This is a genomic window from Selenomonas oralis (assembly GCF_051603425.1).
GTDB lineage: Bacteria > Bacillota > Negativicutes > Selenomonadales > Selenomonadaceae > Selenomonas > Selenomonas sputigena_A.
In genome coordinates this window covers 2,347,444-2,369,331 of the sequence record NZ_CP194411.1, presented here as the reverse complement: position 1 = coordinate 2,369,331, position 21,888 = coordinate 2,347,444, and the positions used below count along the sequence as shown (strand labels likewise).

18 protein-coding genes are annotated in these 21,888 nt (G+C 47.2%); 16 read left to right on the top strand and 2 right to left on the bottom strand.

The annotated features are described in order from the left end of the window. The first annotated feature begins 108 nt into the window (after nt 1-108). The 4 genes from ACRTGH_RS11195 to ACRTGH_RS11180 all read left to right on the top strand — a co-directional run bounded on the left by ACRTGH_RS11195 (nt 109) and on the right by ACRTGH_RS11180 (nt 4,099). The gene (locus ACRTGH_RS11195; RefSeq protein ID WP_368845954.1) at nt 109-777 is read left to right on the top strand and encodes an HAD family hydrolase; all 669 of its coding nucleotides are present in this window, start codon (nt 109-111) and stop codon (nt 775-777) included. A gap of 261 nt (nt 778-1,038) precedes the next feature. After that, nucleotides 1,039-2,412, top strand: a complete 1,374-nt coding sequence (gene rlmD, locus ACRTGH_RS11190; RefSeq protein ID WP_368845955.1) for a 23S rRNA (uracil(1939)-C(5))-methyltransferase RlmD — start codon at nt 1,039-1,041, stop codon at nt 2,410-2,412. Nucleotides 2,413-2,672: 260 nt separating this feature from the next. Beyond that, entirely contained in the window at nt 2,673-3,269 is a 597-nt protein-coding gene (locus ACRTGH_RS11185; protein ID WP_368845956.1) for a type IV toxin-antitoxin system AbiEi family antitoxin domain-containing protein, read from the top strand. Further along, the gene (locus ACRTGH_RS11180; protein ID WP_368845957.1) at nt 3,266-4,099 is read left to right on the top strand and encodes a nucleotidyl transferase AbiEii/AbiGii toxin family protein; all 834 of its coding nucleotides are present in this window, start codon (nt 3,266-3,268) and stop codon (nt 4,097-4,099) included. Before ACRTGH_RS11185 ends, ACRTGH_RS11180 begins: the two co-directional genes overlap by 4 nt. A 232-nt stretch (nt 4,100-4,331) precedes the next feature. On the opposite strand, the gene ACRTGH_RS11175 is transcribed toward ACRTGH_RS11180, so the two are convergent. Further along, the gene (locus ACRTGH_RS11175) at nt 4,332-4,538 is read right to left on the bottom strand and encodes an IS3 family transposase (RefSeq protein ID WP_368845958.1); all 207 of its coding nucleotides are present in this window, start codon (nt 4,536-4,538) and stop codon (nt 4,332-4,334) included. 198 nt (nt 4,539-4,736) lie between these two features. Here ACRTGH_RS11175 and ACRTGH_RS11170 point away from each other — a divergent pair, with 198 nt between their 5' ends. The 3 genes from ACRTGH_RS11170 (at nt 4,737) to ACRTGH_RS11160 (ending at nt 10,043) form a co-directional block, all read left to right on the top strand. Further along, on the top strand, nt 4,737-7,469 hold the full coding sequence (locus ACRTGH_RS11170) for an ADP-ribosyltransferase-containing protein (RefSeq protein WP_368845959.1): 2,733 nt from the start codon (nt 4,737-4,739) through the stop codon (nt 7,467-7,469). A 108-nt stretch (nt 7,470-7,577) separates the two neighbouring features. Further along, a complete protein-coding gene (gene rpsO / locus ACRTGH_RS11165; RefSeq protein WP_368845960.1) occupies nt 7,578-7,844 on the top strand; it encodes a 30S ribosomal protein S15 in 267 nt (88 codons plus the stop codon). 129 nt (nt 7,845-7,973) lie between these two features. Next, the gene (locus ACRTGH_RS11160; RefSeq protein WP_368845961.1) at nt 7,974-10,043 is read left to right on the top strand and encodes a polyribonucleotide nucleotidyltransferase; all 2,070 of its coding nucleotides are present in this window, start codon (nt 7,974-7,976) and stop codon (nt 10,041-10,043) included. Between the two features lie 154 nt (nt 10,044-10,197). Here the strand turns inward: ACRTGH_RS11160 and ACRTGH_RS11155 are convergent, their stop codons facing one another. Then, nucleotides 10,198-10,407, bottom strand: coding sequence for a hypothetical protein (locus tag ACRTGH_RS11155; RefSeq protein ID WP_368845962.1), 210 nt, complete (start codon nt 10,405-10,407; stop codon nt 10,198-10,200). Between the two features lie 187 nt (nt 10,408-10,594). On the opposite strand from ACRTGH_RS11155, the gene ACRTGH_RS11150 reads away from it, so the two are divergent. From ACRTGH_RS11150 to fmt, 9 genes are all read left to right on the top strand, one after another. After that, nucleotides 10,595-11,821, top strand: a complete 1,227-nt coding sequence (locus ACRTGH_RS11150; RefSeq protein ID WP_368845963.1) for a VanW family protein — start codon at nt 10,595-10,597, stop codon at nt 11,819-11,821. Between the two features lie 204 nt (nt 11,822-12,025). Further along, complete coding sequence (locus ACRTGH_RS11145) at nt 12,026-12,610, top strand: UbiX family flavin prenyltransferase (protein ID WP_368845964.1); 585 nt, start codon at nt 12,026-12,028, stop codon at nt 12,608-12,610. Between the two features lie 92 nt (nt 12,611-12,702). Continuing rightward, entirely contained in the window at nt 12,703-14,046 is a 1,344-nt protein-coding gene (gene miaB, locus ACRTGH_RS11140; protein WP_368846225.1) for a tRNA (N6-isopentenyl adenosine(37)-C2)-methylthiotransferase MiaB, read from the top strand. A 102-nt stretch (nt 14,047-14,148) separates the two neighbouring features. Next, on the top strand, nt 14,149-16,752 hold the full coding sequence (gene mutS, locus ACRTGH_RS11135; RefSeq protein ID WP_368845965.1) for a DNA mismatch repair protein MutS: 2,604 nt from the start codon (nt 14,149-14,151) through the stop codon (nt 16,750-16,752). Next, a complete protein-coding gene (gene mutL, locus ACRTGH_RS11130; protein ID WP_368845966.1) occupies nt 16,749-18,656 on the top strand; it encodes a DNA mismatch repair endonuclease MutL in 1,908 nt (635 codons plus the stop codon). The genes mutS and mutL overlap by 4 nt, the downstream gene beginning before the upstream one ends. 5 nt (nt 18,657-18,661) lie before the next feature. Continuing rightward, nucleotides 18,662-19,462, top strand: coding sequence for a class I SAM-dependent methyltransferase (locus tag ACRTGH_RS11125; RefSeq protein ID WP_368845967.1), 801 nt, complete (start codon nt 18,662-18,664; stop codon nt 19,460-19,462). A 117-nt stretch (nt 19,463-19,579) separates the two neighbouring features. Beyond that, nucleotides 19,580-20,389: an amidohydrolase family protein gene (locus ACRTGH_RS11120; protein WP_368845968.1), complete on the top strand. Its 810-nt coding sequence runs from the start codon at nt 19,580-19,582 to the stop codon at nt 20,387-20,389. 66 nt (nt 20,390-20,455) lie between these two features. Beyond that, entirely contained in the window at nt 20,456-20,920 is a 465-nt protein-coding gene (def, locus tag ACRTGH_RS11115; protein WP_368845969.1) for a peptide deformylase, read from the top strand. Further along, on the top strand, nt 20,917-21,855 hold the full coding sequence (gene fmt / locus ACRTGH_RS11110) for a methionyl-tRNA formyltransferase (protein WP_368845970.1): 939 nt from the start codon (nt 20,917-20,919) through the stop codon (nt 21,853-21,855). Before def ends, fmt begins: the two co-directional genes overlap by 4 nt. Nucleotides 21,856-21,888 lie beyond the last annotated feature (33 nt).

Genomic DNA, 21,888 nt, shown 5'->3' with positions numbered 1-21,888 from the left:
TCGCATAAGGGAGACAGAAGGGAAAAAGAGGTTTTCCTCGAAATAATACAAAGACAAATTGCTCAGACACAGTGATGCACTTATTTGCAGACAGAAAGGCGGCTCCTTATGCAATACAAGGCAGTGATTTTTGATCTCGACGGTACGCTTGTCAATTCTTTGGATGATATTGCCGATAGTGTAAATGCTATGCTTGAGGGATATGGTTTTCCGACGCATGAGATTGAGAAATATCGTCATTTTGTAGGCAATGGCTCACAAAAGCTTATGGAACGCACATTGCCGGAGGATAAAGCGGCCTCGGCTGAATTTGTGAAAGATGCGTTAGCAAAGTACAAGGAGATATATGACGTGCATTTGCTTGAAAAAACGCGTCCGTATACGGGGATAAACGAACTTTTGTCCGCTCTGAAAAAATACCGTATTCCTGTGGCCATTTGTACAAACAAACATATGGAGGCGGCAACGAAAATCGTTAATATACTTTTCGAGAAAGATCTTTTCCAAGAGGTTCTTGGTGATCGGCCGGGGCATCCGAAAAAACCGGATCCCGCTACGCCGCTTGAAATTGCCAAAAATCTTGGCGTACAGCCTGAAGAGGTGGCATATTTGGGCGACAGTTCTGTTGACATGCAGACAGCAGTGCGTGCTGGTTTCCTTCCTGTAGGTGTTCTTTGGGGGTTTCGAGACAAAGAAGAACTCATCGCCAACGGTGCGAAAGTCTTGCTGGAAAAACCGCAGGAACTTTTGGAAAAGGTGAGATTTTCCAAGGTTTAGAAGTTTAGTAAGAGCGGCGCATAATGTCTGCAAAGTGGACGTTTCTGCGTGTAGTTTATCATGAAACCCCAAGAGGTCAAGCCCAAAGGGCGCAGACTGATTGGTGAGGTTTCTGTAAGGCGTGAGGCCATATGTACAGCACGATGCTGTGATGATGCCATCACTGGAACCGGACACAAAGGAAGTCATGCCGTTTTTTGTGGCGGCTGAACGTATGTCCTGAAAGTTTAGCATAATGTATGTATAGAATGGAAGGCTGGAATGAAAAAAGAGGTTCCCGTGCAACGGGGGAAAAAATATGAAATCGATATAGATGCACTTGGTACGGGTGGCGAAGGAGTGGGACGCGTAGATGATTTTGCGATTTTTATACCAGGAGCATTGCCTGGTGAACGGATAATTGCATGTATCGATGAGGTGAAAAAAACATATGCACGGGGGAGTATGGCAAAAATTTTGCAAACGAGTCCGGATCGACAGAAGCCTCGTTGCATGATTTATGAGCAATGCGGTGGCTGTCAGCTGCAGCATATTGCGTATGAAGCACAGCTCCGTCTCAAGCAACGACAGGTCATCGATGCCTTGGAACATATCGGTGGACTTAAAGGTGTTGCGGTGCTGCCCGTGCTTGGCGCAAAAGATCCGTGGCATTATCGTAATAAGATGCAATTCCCGGTTGGCAGAAAACAGGGCAAAGTCGTCATAGGTTGTTTTGCGAAAAATTCGCATGATATCGTTGATACAGATAATTGTCATATTCAAAAAGAAGGAAATAATACTATTGCCAATGCTATGCGGGAAATCATCGCGAAATGTCGGATTCCTATCTATAATGAGGATAGCCATACAGGCATCTTGCGCCATGTTGTGGGGCGGATTGGCGAAGACGATGCGGCAATGGTCGTTCTTGTCACAGCAACGAAAGATTTGCCACAGGCAAAGGAAATTACAAGTCTGCTGAAGAAGCGTATTCCAAAATTGAAGAGCGTGCAGCAAAACGTCCAGACCTACCGCAATAATGTGATCTTGGGACGTGAAACAAAACTTCTTTGGGGCAAGCTGGCGATTCCTGAGCGCATAGGATCTTTGCGGTTTTCGGTTTCCCCACGTTCTTTTTTTCAGGTAAATACTGAGCAAACGGCTATACTTTATGATAAAGTGCTTGAATATGCCAATCTTACGGGGACGGAAACCGTTATTGACGCCTATTGCGGTACAGGTACGATTACACTTTTTTTGGCTCGGAAAGCTTATCGTGTCTACGGCATTGAAATTGTCAAGCCGGCTATTGAAGATGCAAAAAGAAATGCATATGACAACCATATAAAAAATGCAGAATTTTTCGTAGGTGATGCAACGAAACTTATGCCGCGTCTCCATCGTGAAAACATCTGTCCCGATGTCATCGTCGTCGATCCTCCAAGAGCTGGGTGTACAGAAGCTGTCCTCAAAACTTTTGCTGAAATGAACCCTAATCGTATTGTTTATGTCTCCTGCAACCCGGCAACATTGGCCAGGGACATCGCCATTTTACAGCCATTGGGTTATATTGTCGATAAAATACAACCCGTTGATATGTTTCCACAAACTACGCATGTCGAGACGGTTGCACTGCTGTCACGGAAGCAGAGATAACGCGAAGAAAAAGCAAAGGATTCCGATCGATTCGCCCTGAGAGGGCGGTTGATCGGAATTCTTTTTTTGCGTTCTGCGGCAATAATCCTGACCACTGGAGAATGGAGTGCTTAGCCAAGGGAAGTGCTGCTTGTACGTTCCATCGAACATGAAATAAGTTGTTTCACCATGATGTGCGGTGTTTGTGTTTCAGGAAGTTGACTTTCAAAAAGTAAAAATATATAATACCAATCAAAAGTAAACCATGAGGAGGTGTGCTCATGAACAGTATCAATCCCATGATTATGAAGGCTCTGATCGAAAACAAGAACATGATTACTACAGCTGAAGTTCTTTCGCTGGGGTTCTCCAAGCAGCTTTTATTGAAATATGTTCATGCCGGTCTATTGGAACGGGTACGTCAGGGCATCTACATCTTGCCGGATGCCATTCACGATGATATGTATACGTTGATGCTTCGATCTGAACACATCATTTTTTCTCATGAAAGTGCGCTTTTCCTGAACGGCCTTTCAGAAAGAACGCCGTTCATGCACAGCATCACGCTTCCCAGCAACAAAGTGATTCCATGCTCCATCAAGGATGAATGTGTTTATTTTTATATCAAACCGAAGCTGCATCGATTGGGTGTTGCAGAGCGACAAACAATCTTTGGGAATTGGGTTCGTTGCTATGATCCGGAGAGAACGATATGTGACTTCTTACGGACGAGAAATCGCTGTGATGAAGAGACCGTCATTTCAGCCATCAAAACTTATGCTGCGTACGATAAGAAGAACCTCGATCGACTGGCTGATTATGCGGCACAGCTTAAGGTTGGCACAGATTTGAAAAAATACCTGGAGGTGTTGCTATGAGTTCCAAATCCATGAGCTTGAAGGCAAAGATTCGGAACTATGCGAAGAAGAGCAAGATTGCTGCGCAAGCAGTTCTTCAAAATTATATGTTTGAGAAGTTTCTCGCCAGACTCTCTGCATCCGAATATAAGGATAATTTCGTCATCAAGGGAGGTATGCTCATCGCAGCGGTTGTTGGCTTGGACACACGATCAACGATGGATCTGGACACGACGCTCAGAGGATTGCCTGTCACAAAAGAGCGGATTTATACGGCGATTGAGTCAATCTGCAAAGTCGCTCTTAACGATGAGGTGGATTTTCATATTGTATCTATTGAAGCGATTCGGGAGAATGATCTGTACGATGGGTATCGTGTCAGAATTGATGCAGTTTATGATGCCATGTCTACACATCTGTCTGTCGATATTTCCACAGGAGATGTCATCACTCCTGATGCCATTCAATATGAGATTGGCGGGATGTTTGACGAAGAACAACGTATCCGGTTGTGGGGTTACAATATGGAAACTGTCTTAGCAGAGAAGGTTGAAACCATTCTTAGCAGGGGAGTATTCAGCACAAGGCCAAGAGATTTCTATGATGTATACATTATTGCTAAAACACAGAAATACAGCCGAGCTGTTTTTGAAGAAGCGCTCACTGCAACATCGAATCATCGAGGAACTGCGGAAAACATTGCCGACAGAGCAGGTATTTTATCGCGGATAATAGAAAGTAATGAGCTTAAGGGAATGTGGGAGAAGTATCAAAATCGATTTTCATACGCTAAGGAAATTCAGTACGGCGATATTATGAAAGTGCTGAATAATCTTCTGGGGCTGATATAAACGAATCGGTATGACGTTGTAGGAGAAGCGATCTGGAAACTTCCGATACAAGTGCAACTGTGTACGATTTTCTGTTGTACCGATAACATTCATACTAGTGTCTCGCGACATGTGGAGGCGGTCACGAAACTTATCAGGAAGGATTTGCTGTAAAGAAAAGCCCAAGATCGAAGTGGACTGCTCTCTGTTAAGCGGACAAGAAAATAAACTACTATCGTATAATTACGCTGATTTATGCGGTTTTGCTCCATATTTCGTATGGAGTAAGACCGCTTTTCAGTTGTATGCGTTCATAGTTGTAAAAGTGTACATATTGTGCTGTGGTTTCCTTCAACTCCTTCCTTGATCCAAACTTCATCCGATGTAGACACTCCGACTTCAGCGTTCTAAAGAAATTTTCCATCGGAACATTGTCATACGGACAACCACGCTTTGACATAGACGGTGTGAAGTGGTATTCGTGGCTTAGGTCGTAATATGCTTGGTAAGGTACTGTGAATCTTGGTCACTGTGGAGGATTGCTCCATTAGCGACCCTTTCTTTTTGTAAGATGTCACGCACGGTGTCCGTAACGATTGAAGTTGTCATATCTGTGCTGATGTGCCATCTCAGCACCATTTTGTCTCATTGATTAATGATGGCTGAAGGGTATTCGGTCTATCGCCGCATCATGGCCGATCTGAAATCCATCGGCGGCCGTGCGTCCAAGGCGGCGCGGATGAACGCGGTGCTGCTGGCGCGCCATGCGGATCTCTATGCCAAGGCGATCGCAGAAAAGACGGGAAAGAAATTCACGGCGCTGGATTATTACCATACGTTTGCCATACAGGCCGGACGCGAGGGGGATGCAGAGGGTGGTCTGTATCAGCGCACCGTGGAAAAAGAAAAAGAAGCCGTCCGCAAGCAGTATGCGGGTACGGCTTCTTGGATGAAAGCGCCGAACGGCAAGGCGACGAATCTGACGGAGGATCAGTGGCTTACGGTGCGCACGTCGGCTTTTAAGGCGTGGTTCGGGGATTGGGAACAGGTGGCGCGTTTGATGCTGCCGCGACAGGCTAAAAATCTGGATGAGGCTGCTTCGGCTGCAAGATCGGTAGTAGGGCAGGATTTAACAAATTCTGTGCTTGGTATTCATGCGATCTTGTCCAATACGAATATCGCGAAGATGGTGAGTGCATCCGCAACAAGGAAGTCGGTTGACGCTAAGATTCATGCGTTGGCGGTGGCAAATGTAGACCATCTATTTTCGCGTGCAACGGCGGAATACACGCATAAAGATCGGGATAACGATAGGAACATCAAGCAGATTCATCGACTGTTTTCTCCTTTTGTCGTTGGGGGCAAAGTTTTTGCTGCGGAGTTGACAGTCAAAGAGTTGGCGCAGGAAAAAGAAGGAAATCGGCTGTATTCCGTGGAGGCTTTGGAAATAAAAGAGGCTTCCCGGAAGTGGAATGCCGCATACAACACCACGGAGGGCGTGCTGACTTCATTCCCACAGGAAGCCTTTGATCAAATTGTATCAAAAATATCTGAGGAAGTCAACAAATCTTCCAAAGTGGTGGACGAAAATGGCGAGCCGCTTGTCGTGTATCACGGTACATTGTCCGATTTCACGAAGTTTCGGCCTTCCGAGAGCGGGCTGTACGGCAAGGGGATTTATCTCACAGCCGACAAAGAGGACACGTCCTATACGCTCAAGGATAAGGATTGGCGCATCATGGAGCTTTTTGCCAATATCCAGAATCCACGTGACCCGGAGGCGATGGCGACACAGGCGGACATTGATGCAGCGAAAAAGGAAGCGTTGGATTTCTTTGAAAAGCGTCCTTTTGACAAGGACGGAACGCCAGCCTCTTTCGTCGTCAACAATCTCCTGTTCTGGGGTATGCAGCCCGGCAAGGTGAAGAAGTCGAAGCTCACGCAGATTTTGAAAGACGCTTTTGCGAGAAAAGGCGTAGCATATCAAGAAAACGATAAGCACGACGGAGCAATTATCCAGCGCGACGGCGCGACTTGGTATACCGCGGATCAGCCGAATCAAGTCAAGTCGGCAACGGACAACACGGGTGCGTTTTCTGCGATGGATGTGGATATTTACCATCAGAGCAATGAAATTGTTTCCCGGGCGGAGGAGCGTCTTCGTGCGGATGAGAAGAGCTGGAATGCGATGATTGACCGATATGATGCAGCGGATAAGCGGAAATGGGAAAAAGAAGAGAATGGTACGCTGTTCCATGTGATGGACGTTCCTCTTGTGTTGCAGATCCTCAATATCCCGTATGATTCGCTCCATGTGTTCGGGAGTTTTTTCGCACATTCTGTCAATAAAAACCATAAGGGGATGACGCTTGATCTTTTGCGCCAGCTTCCGCGTAAGATGGCAGACCCGCTGATGATTACGCGTGGGAATAAGCCGGACAGCTATGTCTTTGCCGTTGGGCTGAAGGATGCAAATGGGGCGACGATTGTCGTACCTGTGGAGATCAACAAGAATGTTGAGCGTGATGGGGCAACCGCCAATATCATTAATTCCGCATTTGGGAAAACGGCAGGGAAAAAGGGAAATAAGGCCTCGCTAAAATGGTTTGAGAAACAATTTAATAACAACAATGTGCTTTACATGAATAAAAAAGAAAGCATCACTTGGTTGCAGTCCTACTGGAACGGCTCTCCAGCGATTGTTGCAACAAGCAATGCTTTATCTGCCTCTATTGTATCAGGGAATTTCCAAAATGTAAAGACGGAAACTGATTTGGAAGCAGTACGGAGAAGCAGTTTTGGTGTCTACCAGCGCGTCCGCAATGCCAACCAGGGACGTATCGTCAAGAACAGTGAGGGCGGGCGTGTGATCGAGCTCTTTGAGGGGGCGGATGCTTCGACGTTCCTCCATGAGATGGGGCATATGTTTCTCATGGACTTGGAGGATTTGGCCGCTTTGGAGGACGAGGGATCCAAACGGGATTTGGCGACGGTGGACGAGTGGGCGGCCTGGAACGAGGGGGCGGCCAAGGACTACGAGGGCTCGCCCTGGGCGGAGGAGTTCCGCGCGCGGGAGCAGGCGATCCTGGACGCGCACGCGGCGGGCGATGTACTGACGGAAAAGAAGCTCAAGGAGGAGTGGCGGCAGGAGCGCATCCATGCGCGCAGGGTGGCGCAGATGGATATGCTTTTGAAAAAGTCCAGCTTTATGAGTAACCGCATCAACAATATGGAACGGGATATTCGCATGGACAGCCATGGGCTGAGTCTGACGGATTCGGTGACGGAGTGGCTGCGCGATCATGCGTACCGCCCGCTTACGTGGACGGATTTGCTTCTGTTGCATGTTTCGGAAAACGTGGTTTGCAAAGGAAAAATATTTATGCTATAATGCGGTAGGCGTTTTATATGCGTTCTCCGTGGCTACGACATTGAATTTCTCCGACGATACCGTGGCTTCTGGAGGGAAGAGCAGAAACAAACAGGAGGGGTTTTATTTATGTTGACACAGGAAGCAAAGCAGAAAATCATTGAAGACAATGCTGTTCATGAGGGAGATACGGGTTCGCCTGAGGTTCAGATTGCACTTTTGACAGCGCGCATCAAGTATCTTACGGAGCATCTCAAAGAGCACAAGAAGGATCATCATTCGAGACGTGGTCTTTTGAAGATGGTTGGACATCGCCGCAGGCTGCTGAGCTATCTTTATAGCAGCGATATTGAGCGCTATCGTGCTATTATTGCAAAACTAAATCTGAGGAAATAAAAAGAGCGGGGTTCGCCCCGCTTTTTTTACGTCATGAAGTTTTTGGAAACGGCAAGGATAATTTGTTTTTATGTCGAATAAAAAAACGATACAACTGAAGCTGATGGAATTAATTTAGGAGGCACTTAGATGCAGAGTTTTGAAATGCAGGTCGGCGGTCGCCCGCTTATTATTGAGCAGGGAAAAATGGCAAAACAGGCGAACGGCGCTGTTCTTGTACGGTATGGTGATACGGTTGTTCTCGTTGCAGCAACGGCTTCGAAAGAACCGCGAGAAGGCGTGGATTTTTTTCCGCTCACGGTTGATTTTGAGGAAAAGATGTATGCTGCCGGTAAGATTCCGGGTGGTTTTATTAAACGCGAGGGGCGTCCGAGCGAATCGGCAATTCTTTGCAGTCGCCTTATTGATCGCCCGATTCGTCCGCTTTTCCCGGAAGGTTTCCGCAACGATGTACAGATCATTGGAACGGTTCTTTCTGTCGAACAGGATAATGCGCCAGAGATTGCCGGCATGATAGGCGCTTCATGTGCTCTCTGCATCTCCGATATTCCTTTTGGCGGCCCGATTGCAGGTGTAAAAGTAGGCCGTGTGGATGGTGAGTTTGTTGTCAATCCTACGGAAGAGCAGCGTGCGGTTTCAGACCTGAATCTGACGGTTGCGGGATCTCATGATGCTGTGATGATGGTAGAGGCAGGCGCACATGAATTGCCTGAAGAGGTAATTCTTGAAGCAATTCTCTTTGGGCATAAAGAAATCCAGCGAATTGTCGATTTCCAACAAGAAATTGTAGAGGCTTGTGGGAAGGAAAAACGTCAAGTCAGACTGTTTCTTGCACCGCAGGAAATGGAGCAGGCAATACGCGGCTACTGCACGGAACGTCTCAATGAGGCTGTGCGCAATCCCGATAAATTGAAGCGTGACGAACATATTGCTGCAGTCAGTGCTGAAGTGTTGGAACATTTTCTTATGGAATACCCAGAGTCCGCTAAAGAAATTTCAGCAGTGACGCATAAGATTGTCAAGGAAATCGTTCGTCGTATGATCACACACGAAAAAATACGACCTGACGGGCGCGAATTGGATGAAGTTCGCCCCGTGAGCTGTGAGGTTGGTCTTTTACCGCGCACACATGGCTCGGGACTTTTTACGCGTGGACAAACGCAGATTTTGACAATCACAACATTGGGATCTGTGGGGGATGAACAGATCATTGACGGTTTAGGTCCTGAACAGTCCAAACATTATATCCATCAGTATAATTTCCCAGGCTATAGTGTGGGTGAGGCGCGTCCGGCACGCGGACCAGGCAGGCGAGAGATCGGCCATGGCGCTTTGGCGGAGCGTGCTCTGCTGCCGATGATTCCTTCTGTGGAAGAGTTCCCTTATACGATACGGCTTGTGTCCGAGGTTCTTGAATCGAATGGCTCCAGTTCTATGGGGAGCGTCTGTGGCAGTACGCTTTCTCTTATGAATGCAGGCGTTCCTATCAAACGGCCGGTTTCCGGCGTTGCCATGGGGCTTGTCAAAGATGGGGAACAGTATACGATTCTTACGGATATCCAAGGGATGGAAGATGCTCTTGGCGATATGGATTTCAAAGTGGCCGGTACGGAAAAAGGCATCACGGCAATACAGATGGATATTAAAATCGCGGGGATTACGCGCGATATCCTTTTGGCAGCTTTGTCGCAGGCAAAGAGGGGACGGGCGTTTATCCTGGAAAAGATGCTTGCCGTCATCGATAAGCCGGCTGCAGAGCTCTCACCGTATGCGCCGCGTGTCACAGTCATGAAGATTCATGTGGATAAGATTCGCGAAGTTATTGGTGCAGGTGGCAAAACCATCAAAAAAATTATTGATGAGACGGGCGTGCAGATTGATATCAAAGAAGACGGTACGGTATTCATTGCAGGAGTTGACCGGGAGAGCGCCAAAAAAGCAGAACAGATTATCGCCGATATTGTTCGCGATGTGGAGGTTGGGGCTGTTTATAAGGGAAGAGTCACACGCATCATGAACTTTGGTGCATTCGTCGAAATTTTGCCAGGAAAAGAGGGGCTTTGCCATATTTCACAGCTTGCAAAACATCGCGTTGCCCAAGTGGAGGATGTTGTTCATGAAGGAGATGAATTTGAGGTCAAAGTTGTCGAGATCGATAAGCAAGGTCGTGTGAATCTCTCTCATAAGGTTCTTCTGTAAAATATTCACGAGGTTGTGTTTTGCCATACGGCAGCTCAACCTCGTGATTTTTGTTTCGGGGATATACATACTCCCACAAAAAAGGCAGCTTTTCATGAAGTGATTTAGGCCGCAAAAAAAAATCCCCCTGCGCTTGCAGAGGGATTTTTCGGCATTATTTCTTGAGAGCTTCTTTTAAGATTGCCGTGACAGCCTGTTGGGAGATACGCAGGACGTCCGTGTAAACTTGGTTGTAAAGATCACCGCCGTCAACGACACCGCGACCATTTTCCGTAATAAAGAATTTCTTTGGACGTTCCTCAAAATTCTTGTCGGCTTCGGCAAATTTCTCCTGCACCAGTTGTTCCAATTCCTGATCTGTCAAGATAGGTCACCTCTTTCTATAATTATATCTTATATTATACATCATTTCGGTTGATTGTAAAACAAAATGGAGGAGAAAAAGAGGGATAAGAACTTTTTCTCTTGGGCAGGAATAAATGAATATGAAGAGAATTATTAAATATTATTAGTTGTCTGGATATAGCTCATAGAGCAGAGGGGCTGAAAGAATGCTGGGGAGTTCCAAATTTAATGTCGCCATTGTGATAGTGGTGTTGTTTTTATTGACATTGTTGGCTGGCGGTGGTTTTGCCTATACGATTTCTTGTCGAGATCGTATTCTTTATGGGGTACAGACAGACGGACATTCCCTCTTCGGTATGACACAGGCAGAAGCAGAGCATTATTTTGAGCAGCTTGGTCAGCGCAGGCTCGCAAATCAATCGATATCGCTTCGCAGTAATGACGCTAATTGGAAACTTCAGCCGCAGGATATTTCCCTGCATCCTGATGCTGCTATGGCGGCGGAGAAAGCGTATAAAGCCGGACGGGAAGGCAGTGGCTTGCGGAAAGTTTTGACGCAGGTTCGTAATGCTGTGTTTGGCTGCAATATAGCTCTTACGGCAAATTATGATGGAAATCTTTTGCAAAAAAAACTGGATGCAATTGCCGCTGCCGTCCTTGTACAGCCAGTCAATGCCTCTTGTGAGATTGGTGCAAATGGCGCAATTCGCCATTTGCCTGGAAAATCGGGAAAAGTACTGGATCTCTCTTCGGCAGTTGAAACACTCGACAAACCTCTGAAAGCCATGCAATCAACAATTGTCGATTTACCCATCGTTGAACAGCAGCCATTTGTACGCACCGAAGATGTCACGAATGTCAATGCAGTGCTCGCTACATATACGACATACTATCGTCATGGGGCGCGTGGAGACAATATCGCATTGGCAGCGCAGCAGCTTAATGGTGTTTTGGTGCGAAGCGGAGCGGGATTTTCTTTTAATGATATCGTTGGAACGCGCACTGCAAGCGCAGGTTATAAGAATGCGGCTGTTCTTGTGAATGGCAAGGCTGTTCCAGGCATTGGCGGTGGCGTTTGCCAGGTGAGCTCCACTTTGTATAATGCCATTCTTTTGGCGGGACTCAACCCTACGGTAAGATATTCACATTTCCTTCCATCCACCTATTGCCCACCGGGACTTGATGCTACGGTTGCGGACGATTTGATTGATTTTCAGTTTACTAATCCCTTGCCGCATAATGTCTATTTGTTGGCGAATGCGGATGGACGGAAGATCACCGTGCAAGTTTTGGGTACACAGGCGGATCTCGGGGGTAAAAAAATCACCTTGGAGACGGTGGGATCACGGATGAGGCCTTCGGTTTACCGCGTCTATAGTACCAATGGACAAGTTGTTGAGCGCGAATATCTTCATACAGATTCTTATTCCTGAAAGTTTAAAGCATAAGACAATGCTGGAATAATCGCCTGACAGACAAAAGGTAAAGGTTTATTGCACAAGGATTATGATGCGTTTTATGGTGAATCCGTGCGCTTTTGTCCGAGAGAGTACTTAATATGAGTTTCTATGTCTTACGATAGGAAAAGTATGGTCAAGATTGAAGAATTTTTCCAAGGACTGAATTGAGGGCAAAAGATGACAAAGAAAAAAATCATTGTGGGAGCGACGGGCGCTAGCGGCTTGCCGCTTCTTGTCGAATGTTTGAAGATGATTCGCGCTTCGGATGAATTCTCTGCCATTCTTTTGATGACACGTGGAGCAGAACTCACGTTAAGACACGAGTTGAATATGGAGGCTGAAGAAATACGGCTGTTGGCTGACGAGAATTTTTCCATTGACGATATCGGTGCGGGTCCTGCCAGCGGTTCATATCCAACAGCAGGAATGCTGATCGTGCCTTGTTCGATGAAAACACTCGCTGGTATTCACAGCGGCTATGCCGATAATCTTCTCCTGCGTTCTGCGGATGTGATGCTCAAGGAAAAACGTCCGCTTATTCTCGCTGTGCGTGAGTCACCGTTAAGCCCCATTCATTTGCGCAATATGCAGGAACTTGCAACGCTGCCTAATGTTCATATTGTGCCGCCCATGCTCGTTTTTTACAACAAACCGCAAACCATTGAGGCGATGGTGCAGCAAATCGCTGCAAGGCTTTTGATGCCTTTTGGGCTCCAGGCTAAAGAGTTTTGTTCGTGGCAAGGGATGACACGCAATATCTAGGAAAAAATAATATGACATTTAATGAAAAATACTATATAATGCTATGCAAGGTTTTATTCTTGGCTTTGTGAGGAGTTCGCTGGTTTTTGATGATGAAGGATCTACAGGGGTTTCAGAAAAAAAAGGCATTTATCGGGGTTTATGGTTGTCAGATGAATATCTCGGATGCGGAGCGGATGGAAGGGCAGCTTGGGACGTTGGGATATGAACGAACAGAGGATATGACGGATGCGGACCTCATTCTTTTGAATACTTGTTGTGTGAGAGAAACTGCCGAGGATAAGGTTTATGGGAAAATTGGTGAGATCAAGCATCTGAAACATGCGAAACAAACCCTGATTTTTGGTATCACAGGCTGTATGGCGCAAAAGGAAGGCGAGGCTCTGATTCGCCGTGCACCGCACATTGATTTTGTTCTTGGTACGAATAAGGTGCATGAGCTGAAGGATGTTGTCAAAAGGCTTGAATCGGAAAGATGCGGTCATATTGTGGATGTATTTCTGGGTAATGCGCCTTTGCCGGAAGATGTGCCGATAGAACGTGCTGGCCGCTTGTCGGCTTGGGTGCCCATCATGTATGGCTGTGATAATTTCTGCACCTATTGCATTGTGCCTTATGTGCGCGGACGTGAGCACAGTCGTCAGCCAGAAGATGTCGTACGCGAGGTCAAGGCGGCTGTAGGGCAAGGGTTCAAAGAGGTTACACTCTTGGGGCAGAATGTCAACTCCTATGGAAAGGATCACAAAAGAGCGGATTTTGCAGAACTTCTGCAGATGGTAGATGAAATCGAAGGGATTGAGCGTGTACGTTATATGACCTCGCATCCCAAGGATTTGAGTGATCGTGTGATTGAAGCCGTTAAGAACGGGAAGCATATCTGCCCCCATTTCCATTTGCCTGTGCAGCATGGCAGTGACAGGATTCTCAAGGCGATGAACCGTGTCTACAGAAAGGATGCGTATCGTTCTCTCGTTGAGCGGATCCGCACGGCTGTGCCGGGAGCCAGTCTCACGACAGATCTCATCGTTGGTTTTCCAGGGGAGGCGGAGGAGGATTTTGCGGAACTCCTTGATTTTCTGAAAGAGATTCGCTATGATGCCGCATATACGTTCCTGTATTCCAAGCGCTCGGGTACGCCTGCCGCTACGATGGAAGAGCAGGTGGAAGCTTCTGTCAAAAAGGAGCGACTGCACCGCCTGATGCAAGTCCAGAACAGGATCAGCCTGGAAAAGAACCAGGAGCTTCAGAACAGTGTGCAGGAGGTTCTTGTGGAAGGTCCGAGCCGTACGGATGAGGCGATATGGACGGGGAGAACAGGAACGAATAAGATTGTTCTCTGGAAGAAAAAGGGGACGGAAGCCGAGGGCGATATTGTGCGGGTGCGTATTACACAGCCGCAGACATGGGTGCTCAAGGGCGAGTTACAGACGGATTGAGGCGCGAACTGCTTTTGGTATCTGTGATATCAAAGTGTCTGCGTGACGTGACATTGGGGGAGGGGCGGCATAGGCTGTCCCTCTCTCTTTATAGGAGGATTTATGGAACTCACACCAATGATGCAGCAGTATCTGGAGACGAAAAAGCAGCATCCTGATGAGATTCTTTTCTTTCGTCTTGGTGATTTTTATGAAATGTTCTTTGAGGACGCCAAACTTGTTTCGCGCGAGCTGGGGCTGACGTTGACGAGTCGCAGCTCCAATAAGGACAAGGCTCCGATGTGCGGCGTTCCTTATCATGCGGCAGAAAGTTATATCACAAAGCTCGTCAATAAGGGCTATAAGGTTGCTATTGCCGAGCAGATTGGTGATCCGAAGGCAAAAGGACTCACGAAACGCGAGGTTGTCAAAATCATTACGCCCGGCACAGTTCTTTCTGAATCTTCACTGCATGATGCACAGAATAATTATATAGCTTTGATTTTTGAGGAAGGAGAAGCTGTTGCGCTTGCCGCTGCTGATGTTTCGACGGGGGAATGCTTTTATGGCACATACGAAGGAAAAGATGCGCAGCAGATGCTTTTTGATGAGCTCTATCGCTTGATGATGCCGGAAATGATTATTGTGGGCGAATTGTCCTTCCGCAAGGAATTGGCTGAATTCATGGAACTTCGTATGCCGCAGTGCTCTTTGACCTTGCGCGTAAAGGATGCGGTTGATGTAAAGGGCCGTCTGGCACAACATTTTGATAAAGGATCTTGGCCGAAGCGGGAATTTGTGCAAGAAGCAACGGCTATTTTGATTGATTACCTGCATGAGACGGTGAAAACGGATTTATCACATATTAACCGCCTTTTTTATCTTGATGCAAGTGAGAATCTTGTTCTAGATACATATACGCTGCGCAACCTTGAAATTGTCCGTAATTTGCGCGATGGCGGAAAAAAGGACACGCTTTTGGATGTCCTTGACTTCACGAAGACGGCAATGGGAAGCCGTTTGTTACGCAAATGGCTGGAGTATCCTCTTCTTTCTGTAGAGAAAATTGAACGTCGTCTTGATGGTGTGGCAGAAATTACAGGGGATTTTTCTTTACGCGAAGATATTCAGTCACATTGCAGAGAAATTTTTGATTTTGAACGTTTGCTTACGCGCATTGAAGTTGGGACAGCCAATGCACGCGATCTCGTTGCATTAAAGCTATCTTTGCGTGTCCTACCGTTTTTGAAGGCGCGGCTCGCGGCTTCGGTTTCGTCTCTTCTGTGCGAAGTGCAGAGCGGTATTGGGGTTTTTGAGGATATCGTGGCTCTTCTGGAGCGTGCAATCGTGGAAGAACCGGGGATTTCGCTCCGGGAAGGCGGCATTATCAAAAATGGTTATAACGAGGAACTGGATGAGTATCGCGTCATTTCCCATGACAGCAAAAAACTTTTGCAGGAGATGGAGGAACGTGAGAAGGAAAGCACAGGGATAAAGACCCTTAAGATTGGCTACAACAAGGTTTTTGGCTACTATATCGAAGTGCGCCATAGCGGAACGGCTCTTGTGCCTGACCGTTATATAAGGAAGCAGACGCTGGCAAATGCGGAACGCTATATTACGGAGGAACTCAAGGAGTTTGAGACGAAAATTCTTGGCGCACAAGAGAAAATTGTCCAGATTGAATACCGGCTCTTTACAGAGATTCGTGAAAGCATCAAAATGGAACTTGGTCGTATCCAAGAAACAGCGCAATGGATTGCACGGCTGGATGTGCTCGCCAGTCTTGCCGAGGCGGCGGGCAGATATGGTTATGTGCGTCCGAAACTCACGAATAATGGAGAAATTTTCATTCGTGACGGTCGGCATCCCTTGGTGGAGCGCATTTTGAAAAATGATCTTTTTGTACCGAACGATGCAGCCATCAATCACAGGGATTGCGAGATTATGCTGATTACCGGACCAAATATGGCGGGAAAATCCACTTATATGCGTCAGGTTGCTCTTTTGACATTGATGGCACAAATCGGCAGTTTCGTACCAGCGAAGGAAGCCGAGGTTTCGCCGGTTGATCGTATTTTTACACGTATCGGCGCAAGTGATGATCTCGTCAGTGGGCAGAGTACTTTTATGGTGGAGATGAATGAGGTAGCACAGATTTTGAAGTATGCTACAAAGAACAGTCTTGTGATTCTTGATGAGATTGGCAGGGGTACGAGTACTTTTGATGGGATGAGTATTGCTCGGGCTGTGGTCGAGTACATAAGGAATCGGGTTCATGCCAAAACTTTGTTTGCTACACATTATCATGAGCTTACCGATATGGAGGATGAATTCATAAAAAACTATTGTATCGCGGTTAAGGAACGCGGTACAAAGGTTGTTTTTCTGCGTCGTATTATTCAGGGCAGTGCCGATAAGTCTTATGGTATCCATGTGGCGCGATTGGCTGGTTTGCCCCAAAATGTAACGCAGCGAGCACAAGAAATTCTCGATGATATTGAGACGTGTACGGATGAGGACGGGGGCATTGGCGCAATAAAGCCTCCAAAACTTGCGGCAAAAGACATGGTGCAGGAGTTGCCTGCCGTCATGGGATCGTTGTTCTCCGCATCCTTGAGCGATGCCATTCTTGCGCTTGATGTCATGGCGATGACACCGTTGGAAGCTTTGAACGAATTGTATCGCCTTCAACAACAGGCTAGAGAGGAGGAAGGAAAAAGATGAGCCTTATTCATGTGCTCGATGAAAATACCATCAATAAGATTGCGGCGGGCGAGGTTGTGGAACGTCCGGCATCTGTGGTTAAAGAACTCATTGAAAATTCCATCGATGCCGGAGCGACGAAAATCGAAGTGGAAATCATGGCAGGCGGTACAAGTCTTGTGCGTGTAACGGATAATGGACGCGGTATGAGCAGGAAAGATGCCGAACTTGCCGTTCAACGCCATGCGACGAGCAAGATCCAGGAGGTAGGCGACCTCTTTTCTTTGGGGACGTTAGGTTTTCGCGGTGAGGCGCTGCCGACAATTGCGGCTGTTTCTCGCTTTCATATGCGTACGCGCGAAGAAGGTGAAGAGCTTGGTACAGAAGTGAAGATCATGGGCGGTATGGGGCAGGAAATTGGTGAAATAGGCTGCCGTCTCGGTACGACAATCCAGGTGGAGGACCTTTTTTTTAACACGCCTGCGCGCAAAAAATTTCTTAAAACGAACCATACGGAGGGCGCCCGCATCAGTGATTTTATCACGAAATTGGCGCTTTCGCGTCCTAATATCGCTTTTTGCTTGATCAGCAATAACAAGACAGTGACGATGACGCCGGGCAACGGCTCCCTTTATGATGCTGTTCGCAGTATTTATGGATCGCAGACAGCGGATGCTCTGCTGGCGCTTTCCTTTGAAGACGATGATATCAAGATTGAGGGTTATATTACGAAACCTTCAATGCTTAAAAGCAACCGCGCTTGGCAGACGTTCATTGTCAACGGTCGTATTATATCGAACAAGGCAATAGCGAAGGCTATAGACAATGCCTACCATTCGTTGTTGCCGAAAACGGGTTTTCCCATGATTGTTTTGCATATTACCGTGCCGCAGCGTACGATTGATGTCAACGTTCATCCGCAGAAAAGTGAGATGAAATTCGAGGACGAAGGACGAATTTTTAAGGCTGTATATAAAGCTGTTGTTGACGCTATTCGTCCTGTGGGGCAGACGCTGGGCAATGTGGCGGGGACAGTGCAGAAGGTGGAGCGCCACTATGCGACGGAGCCGATGCATTTTATTGCTCCTGAAAACTCGACGGCGGTATTGCCTTCGATGGATGGAAACCGGAGCACAGCAGCAGCCAACTCCTCTGCCAGCCTGAACACTGCTGTCCGGTATCGTACCGCATCTACCGAAGAGACCGCAATGGGTTTTGCGGAGGCGCAGGAGACCCTCAAGATGAGCCGGACTTCTTATGGAAATACGGTGGGGGACATTGCTTTTATACCGCCCAAAAAAGATGGTTTGATGGTGGGTGAAGAATCTGCAGCACAGACGGGCGATTTCTACAATCAGGGAGCAGTTACGCCTATTGGACAGGTAGACCGCTGCTATATTATTGCACAGGATCGGGATGGCCTTTATATTGTTGATCAACATGCGGCACATGAGAGGATTCTCTATGATAAATTCTCCGCTATGGCGGAAAATATTCCCTCGCAGCAGCTCCTCGTTCATCCCATATTGTCCTTCGATGCAAGGGAGTCGAATCTTGTTATGGAAAACCGGGAGCTGTTCTGCCGCCTAGGGTTTGATATGGAGGCGTGCGGTGAGCGTGATTTTCGACTGAAAGAAGTTCCGGCGGATATTCCTGTATCGGAAGCGGAGGACGTAGTTCGTGAAATCTTGGCAGCCCTTTATGGGATGCATGAAACGACGCCTCATGAAATTCGCCATGCCTGCCTTGCTACAATGGCTTGCCGTGCTGCAATCAAAGCGGGAGATGAACTGAATTTTCGACAAATGCAGATCATTCTTGAGGAACTGTCCCAGACGGCACGTCCTTATACTTGTCCGCATGGCCGGCCGACAATTCTAAAGTTCAGCAGTGAGGAATTGGCAAAGATGTTTAAGCGGACGTGATGGATATGCAGGATATACAAGATTGTCGGCACGTTATTGCCACAACAGGATATAAGAGCCGCACGGGAGATGTCTTGCTTGCGCGAAAAACAGCGGAACGGTTGGGCATTTTATATGTCAAACGTGAACATATTTCGTATGAGATGCTGCGCGAAAGATACAGGGCGAAGTTTCTTCTTGTGGCGAAACAAGGTGGCTTGCGTCTCGAAACACCGGAGGGGGAGCTGTTTTTCCATCCGAATATGGCACATTTGCGTGTGAAACACCTTGCGCTTGGGCAAAGGGATCATATGGTGGAGGCAATGGGATTGGAATTAGGGATGACAGTTCTTGATTGTACGCTTGGCCTTGGAGCTGATGCTATTACAGCCAGTTTCGTTGTGGGTGATTTGGGGCGGGTCACGGCATTGGAGAAAAGCCCGCTGATTTATGAAATCGTTCATTACGGCTTGGCACATTTTCTTGCGGGAAACTACGATTTGCATGCTGCCATGCGCCGTATCGAAGCCCTCGGGGTGGATTATGAGCCGTTTTTGCGGCAATTGCCCGACGATTCCTATGATGTCGTTTATTTCGACCCGATGTTTCGGCATCCTCTGAAGGAAAGCATACAACTTGCCCCCTTGCGCTTGGCGGCGGCTCCGGAACCGGTTTCTTCTGCCGTTATTGCCGAGGCATGCCGTGTCGCACGAAAACGTGTCGTGCTCAAGGAAAACAGCCGCAGTCTGGAGTTCTCACGATTGGGTTTTACCAAAATACTGGGGGGAAAATACAGCCATGTTCACTATGGCGTATTGAATGTATAGGTCGTTGTTTTGCGTAACCGTGTTTCTTTTCTTCTCCTGTTTCTTGTGCTATGATAGGGGAGATGAAGGAAGCATTCTTGATTCAATGCTTTCTGAAGTGTGAAAGGAAGCACATCTATGGAAATTATTGATGCACATCTTCATTTTTGTGCAGATCCGTACTTTGACGAGATTGCCAGACAGGCAGGTCATGAGAATACGGCAGGGCATTTAGCAGCGGAATATCGGCGCCTTGGTATCGTAAAGGGCATCGTCATGGGAAATAGGAGTCTTGAGCCTTCTGCGCATGAGTATCCGGACTTCATTCGCTACTGCATTGGCTTGGATGCTTTTACGGAAACGCTTTCCATAGAGGAGCAGGCAGGCCTTGTAGAGGAGAACCTTAAACGTGAAGAATGTGTAGGTATCAAATTATATCCGGGATACAAGCATTTTTATATCTACGAGAAGGAATTTGCACCGATTTATGCTTTGGCGGAAAAGTACATGAAACCCGTTGCCGTCCACACCGGGCTTACAGCTTCAAATAACGGTCTTTTGAAGTACAGTCATCCGCTTGTGCTGGATGAGGCCGCTGTGCGTTGGCCACAGGTGCAATTCGTCATGTGCCATTTTGGCAATCCGTGGCTTGAGGATGCTGTGGGCGTTCTTGAAAAGAACCCGAATGTTGCAGCTGATTTTTCAGGGCTTTTGGAGCAGAAAATATCAGATAGCGAACGGTTTGTGCGAAAAAAGCAAGGATACATGCGTATGCTGAAGGATTGGCTTGAGTATCTTGACTGCTACGACCGCATCATGTTTGGCACAGATTGGCCGCTCGCAAATCTTGAGGATTATATTTGGTTTATGAAAAAAATTATTCCCCAAGAGGAATGGGAAAAGGTGTTTTTCTCGACGGCGAACCGTATTTATGGGCTTGGCCTTTGATGAGGACAAGGATATTCAGGTTCAAGGAAACCTTATGGGAAATTATATTTGGAGGCTTTGAAAGAAATGGCAATGCTGGATATAAAGAAGGCTGGCGCACCTGTATTGAAAGAAGTTTGCGTGCCCGTTGGACGTGTCGATGCAAAACTCAGGAAACTGCTTGATGATATGGCGGAGACTATGTATGAGGCAAACGGTATCGGTATTGCCGCACCCCAGGTAGGTGAGGCGCTTCGTATGGTCGTCATTGATGTAGGCGACGGGCTTATCGAGCTTATAAATCCGAAAATTACATTTCGTGAGGGTTCGGAGATCGATTCGGAAGGTTGCTTGAGTGTGCCGGGTATGTTTGGTGATGTAGAACGCGCAGCGAAGATCAAGGCGGAATTTCTCGACAGGCGAGGAAAACGCAAGCATATAACAGCAACCGGTCTTTTGGCTCGCTGCATACAACATGAACTCGATCATCTTGAGGGGATACTCTTCATTGATATCGCAAAAAGTTTGCGACAAGAGGAGAAATCGGTATGAAAAAGTTTCGTGTTCTTTTTATGGGAACCCCGGATTTTGCTGTGCCATGCCTAGCGCGTCTTGTTAATATTGCCGATGTCATTGGTGTTGTGACACAGCCGGATAAACCCAAAGGACGTGGCCAGAGGCTTTTGCCGCCTCCCATCAAGTTTTTTGCTGTAGAGCATGGTTTGCCGATTTACCAGCCAATACGTGTCAAGACAGCGGAATTCGTTGGGAAATTGAAAGAACTTGCGCCGGATTTGATTGTTGTTGTTGCTTTTGGGCAAATTTTGTCAAGGGAAATCTTATCTATTCCACGTTTGGGATGTATCAATGTCCATGCATCACTTTTGCCTCGCTATCGCGGGGCAGCACCGATTCAGTGGGCTATCGTCCGTGGTGAAAAGGAAACCGGCATTACGACGATGTTCATGGATGAAGGCCTCGATACAGGTGATATGCTTCTCAAAAAGAGCTTGCCCATTACGGCAGATATGACAGCAGCAGAATTGCATGATAAAATGATGGAGCTTGGTGCGGATGTTCTGGAAAAAACCTTGACAGAACTTTCAACAGGAACGCTTCGGCGCATACCGCAAGATGATGCCGCGTCCACCTATGCGCCGCTTCTTTCGAAAAGTACCGGACATATTGCATGGGACAAGTCGGCACAGGAGATTCATGATCTTGTACGAGGACTCAATTCATGGCCAGGCGCTTATAGCACACTTCGAGGAAAGACTTTCAAAATTTGGCGGACAAAAGTGGTGGATGGAGAAACGGCTGTAACGCCGGGAGAAATTATCTCACAAACGAAGACCGGCCTTCTTGTTGCTGCGGGAAGAGGAACACTTGAGATTATAGAGCTCCAGGCTCCTAATGGGAAAAAGATGACGGCAAATGATTATATACGCGGGCATGGATTGGAAATTCCTGCGAGGTTTGATTTCTAATAAGAAATAGAATGACGGCGATTTTTTGCTGCG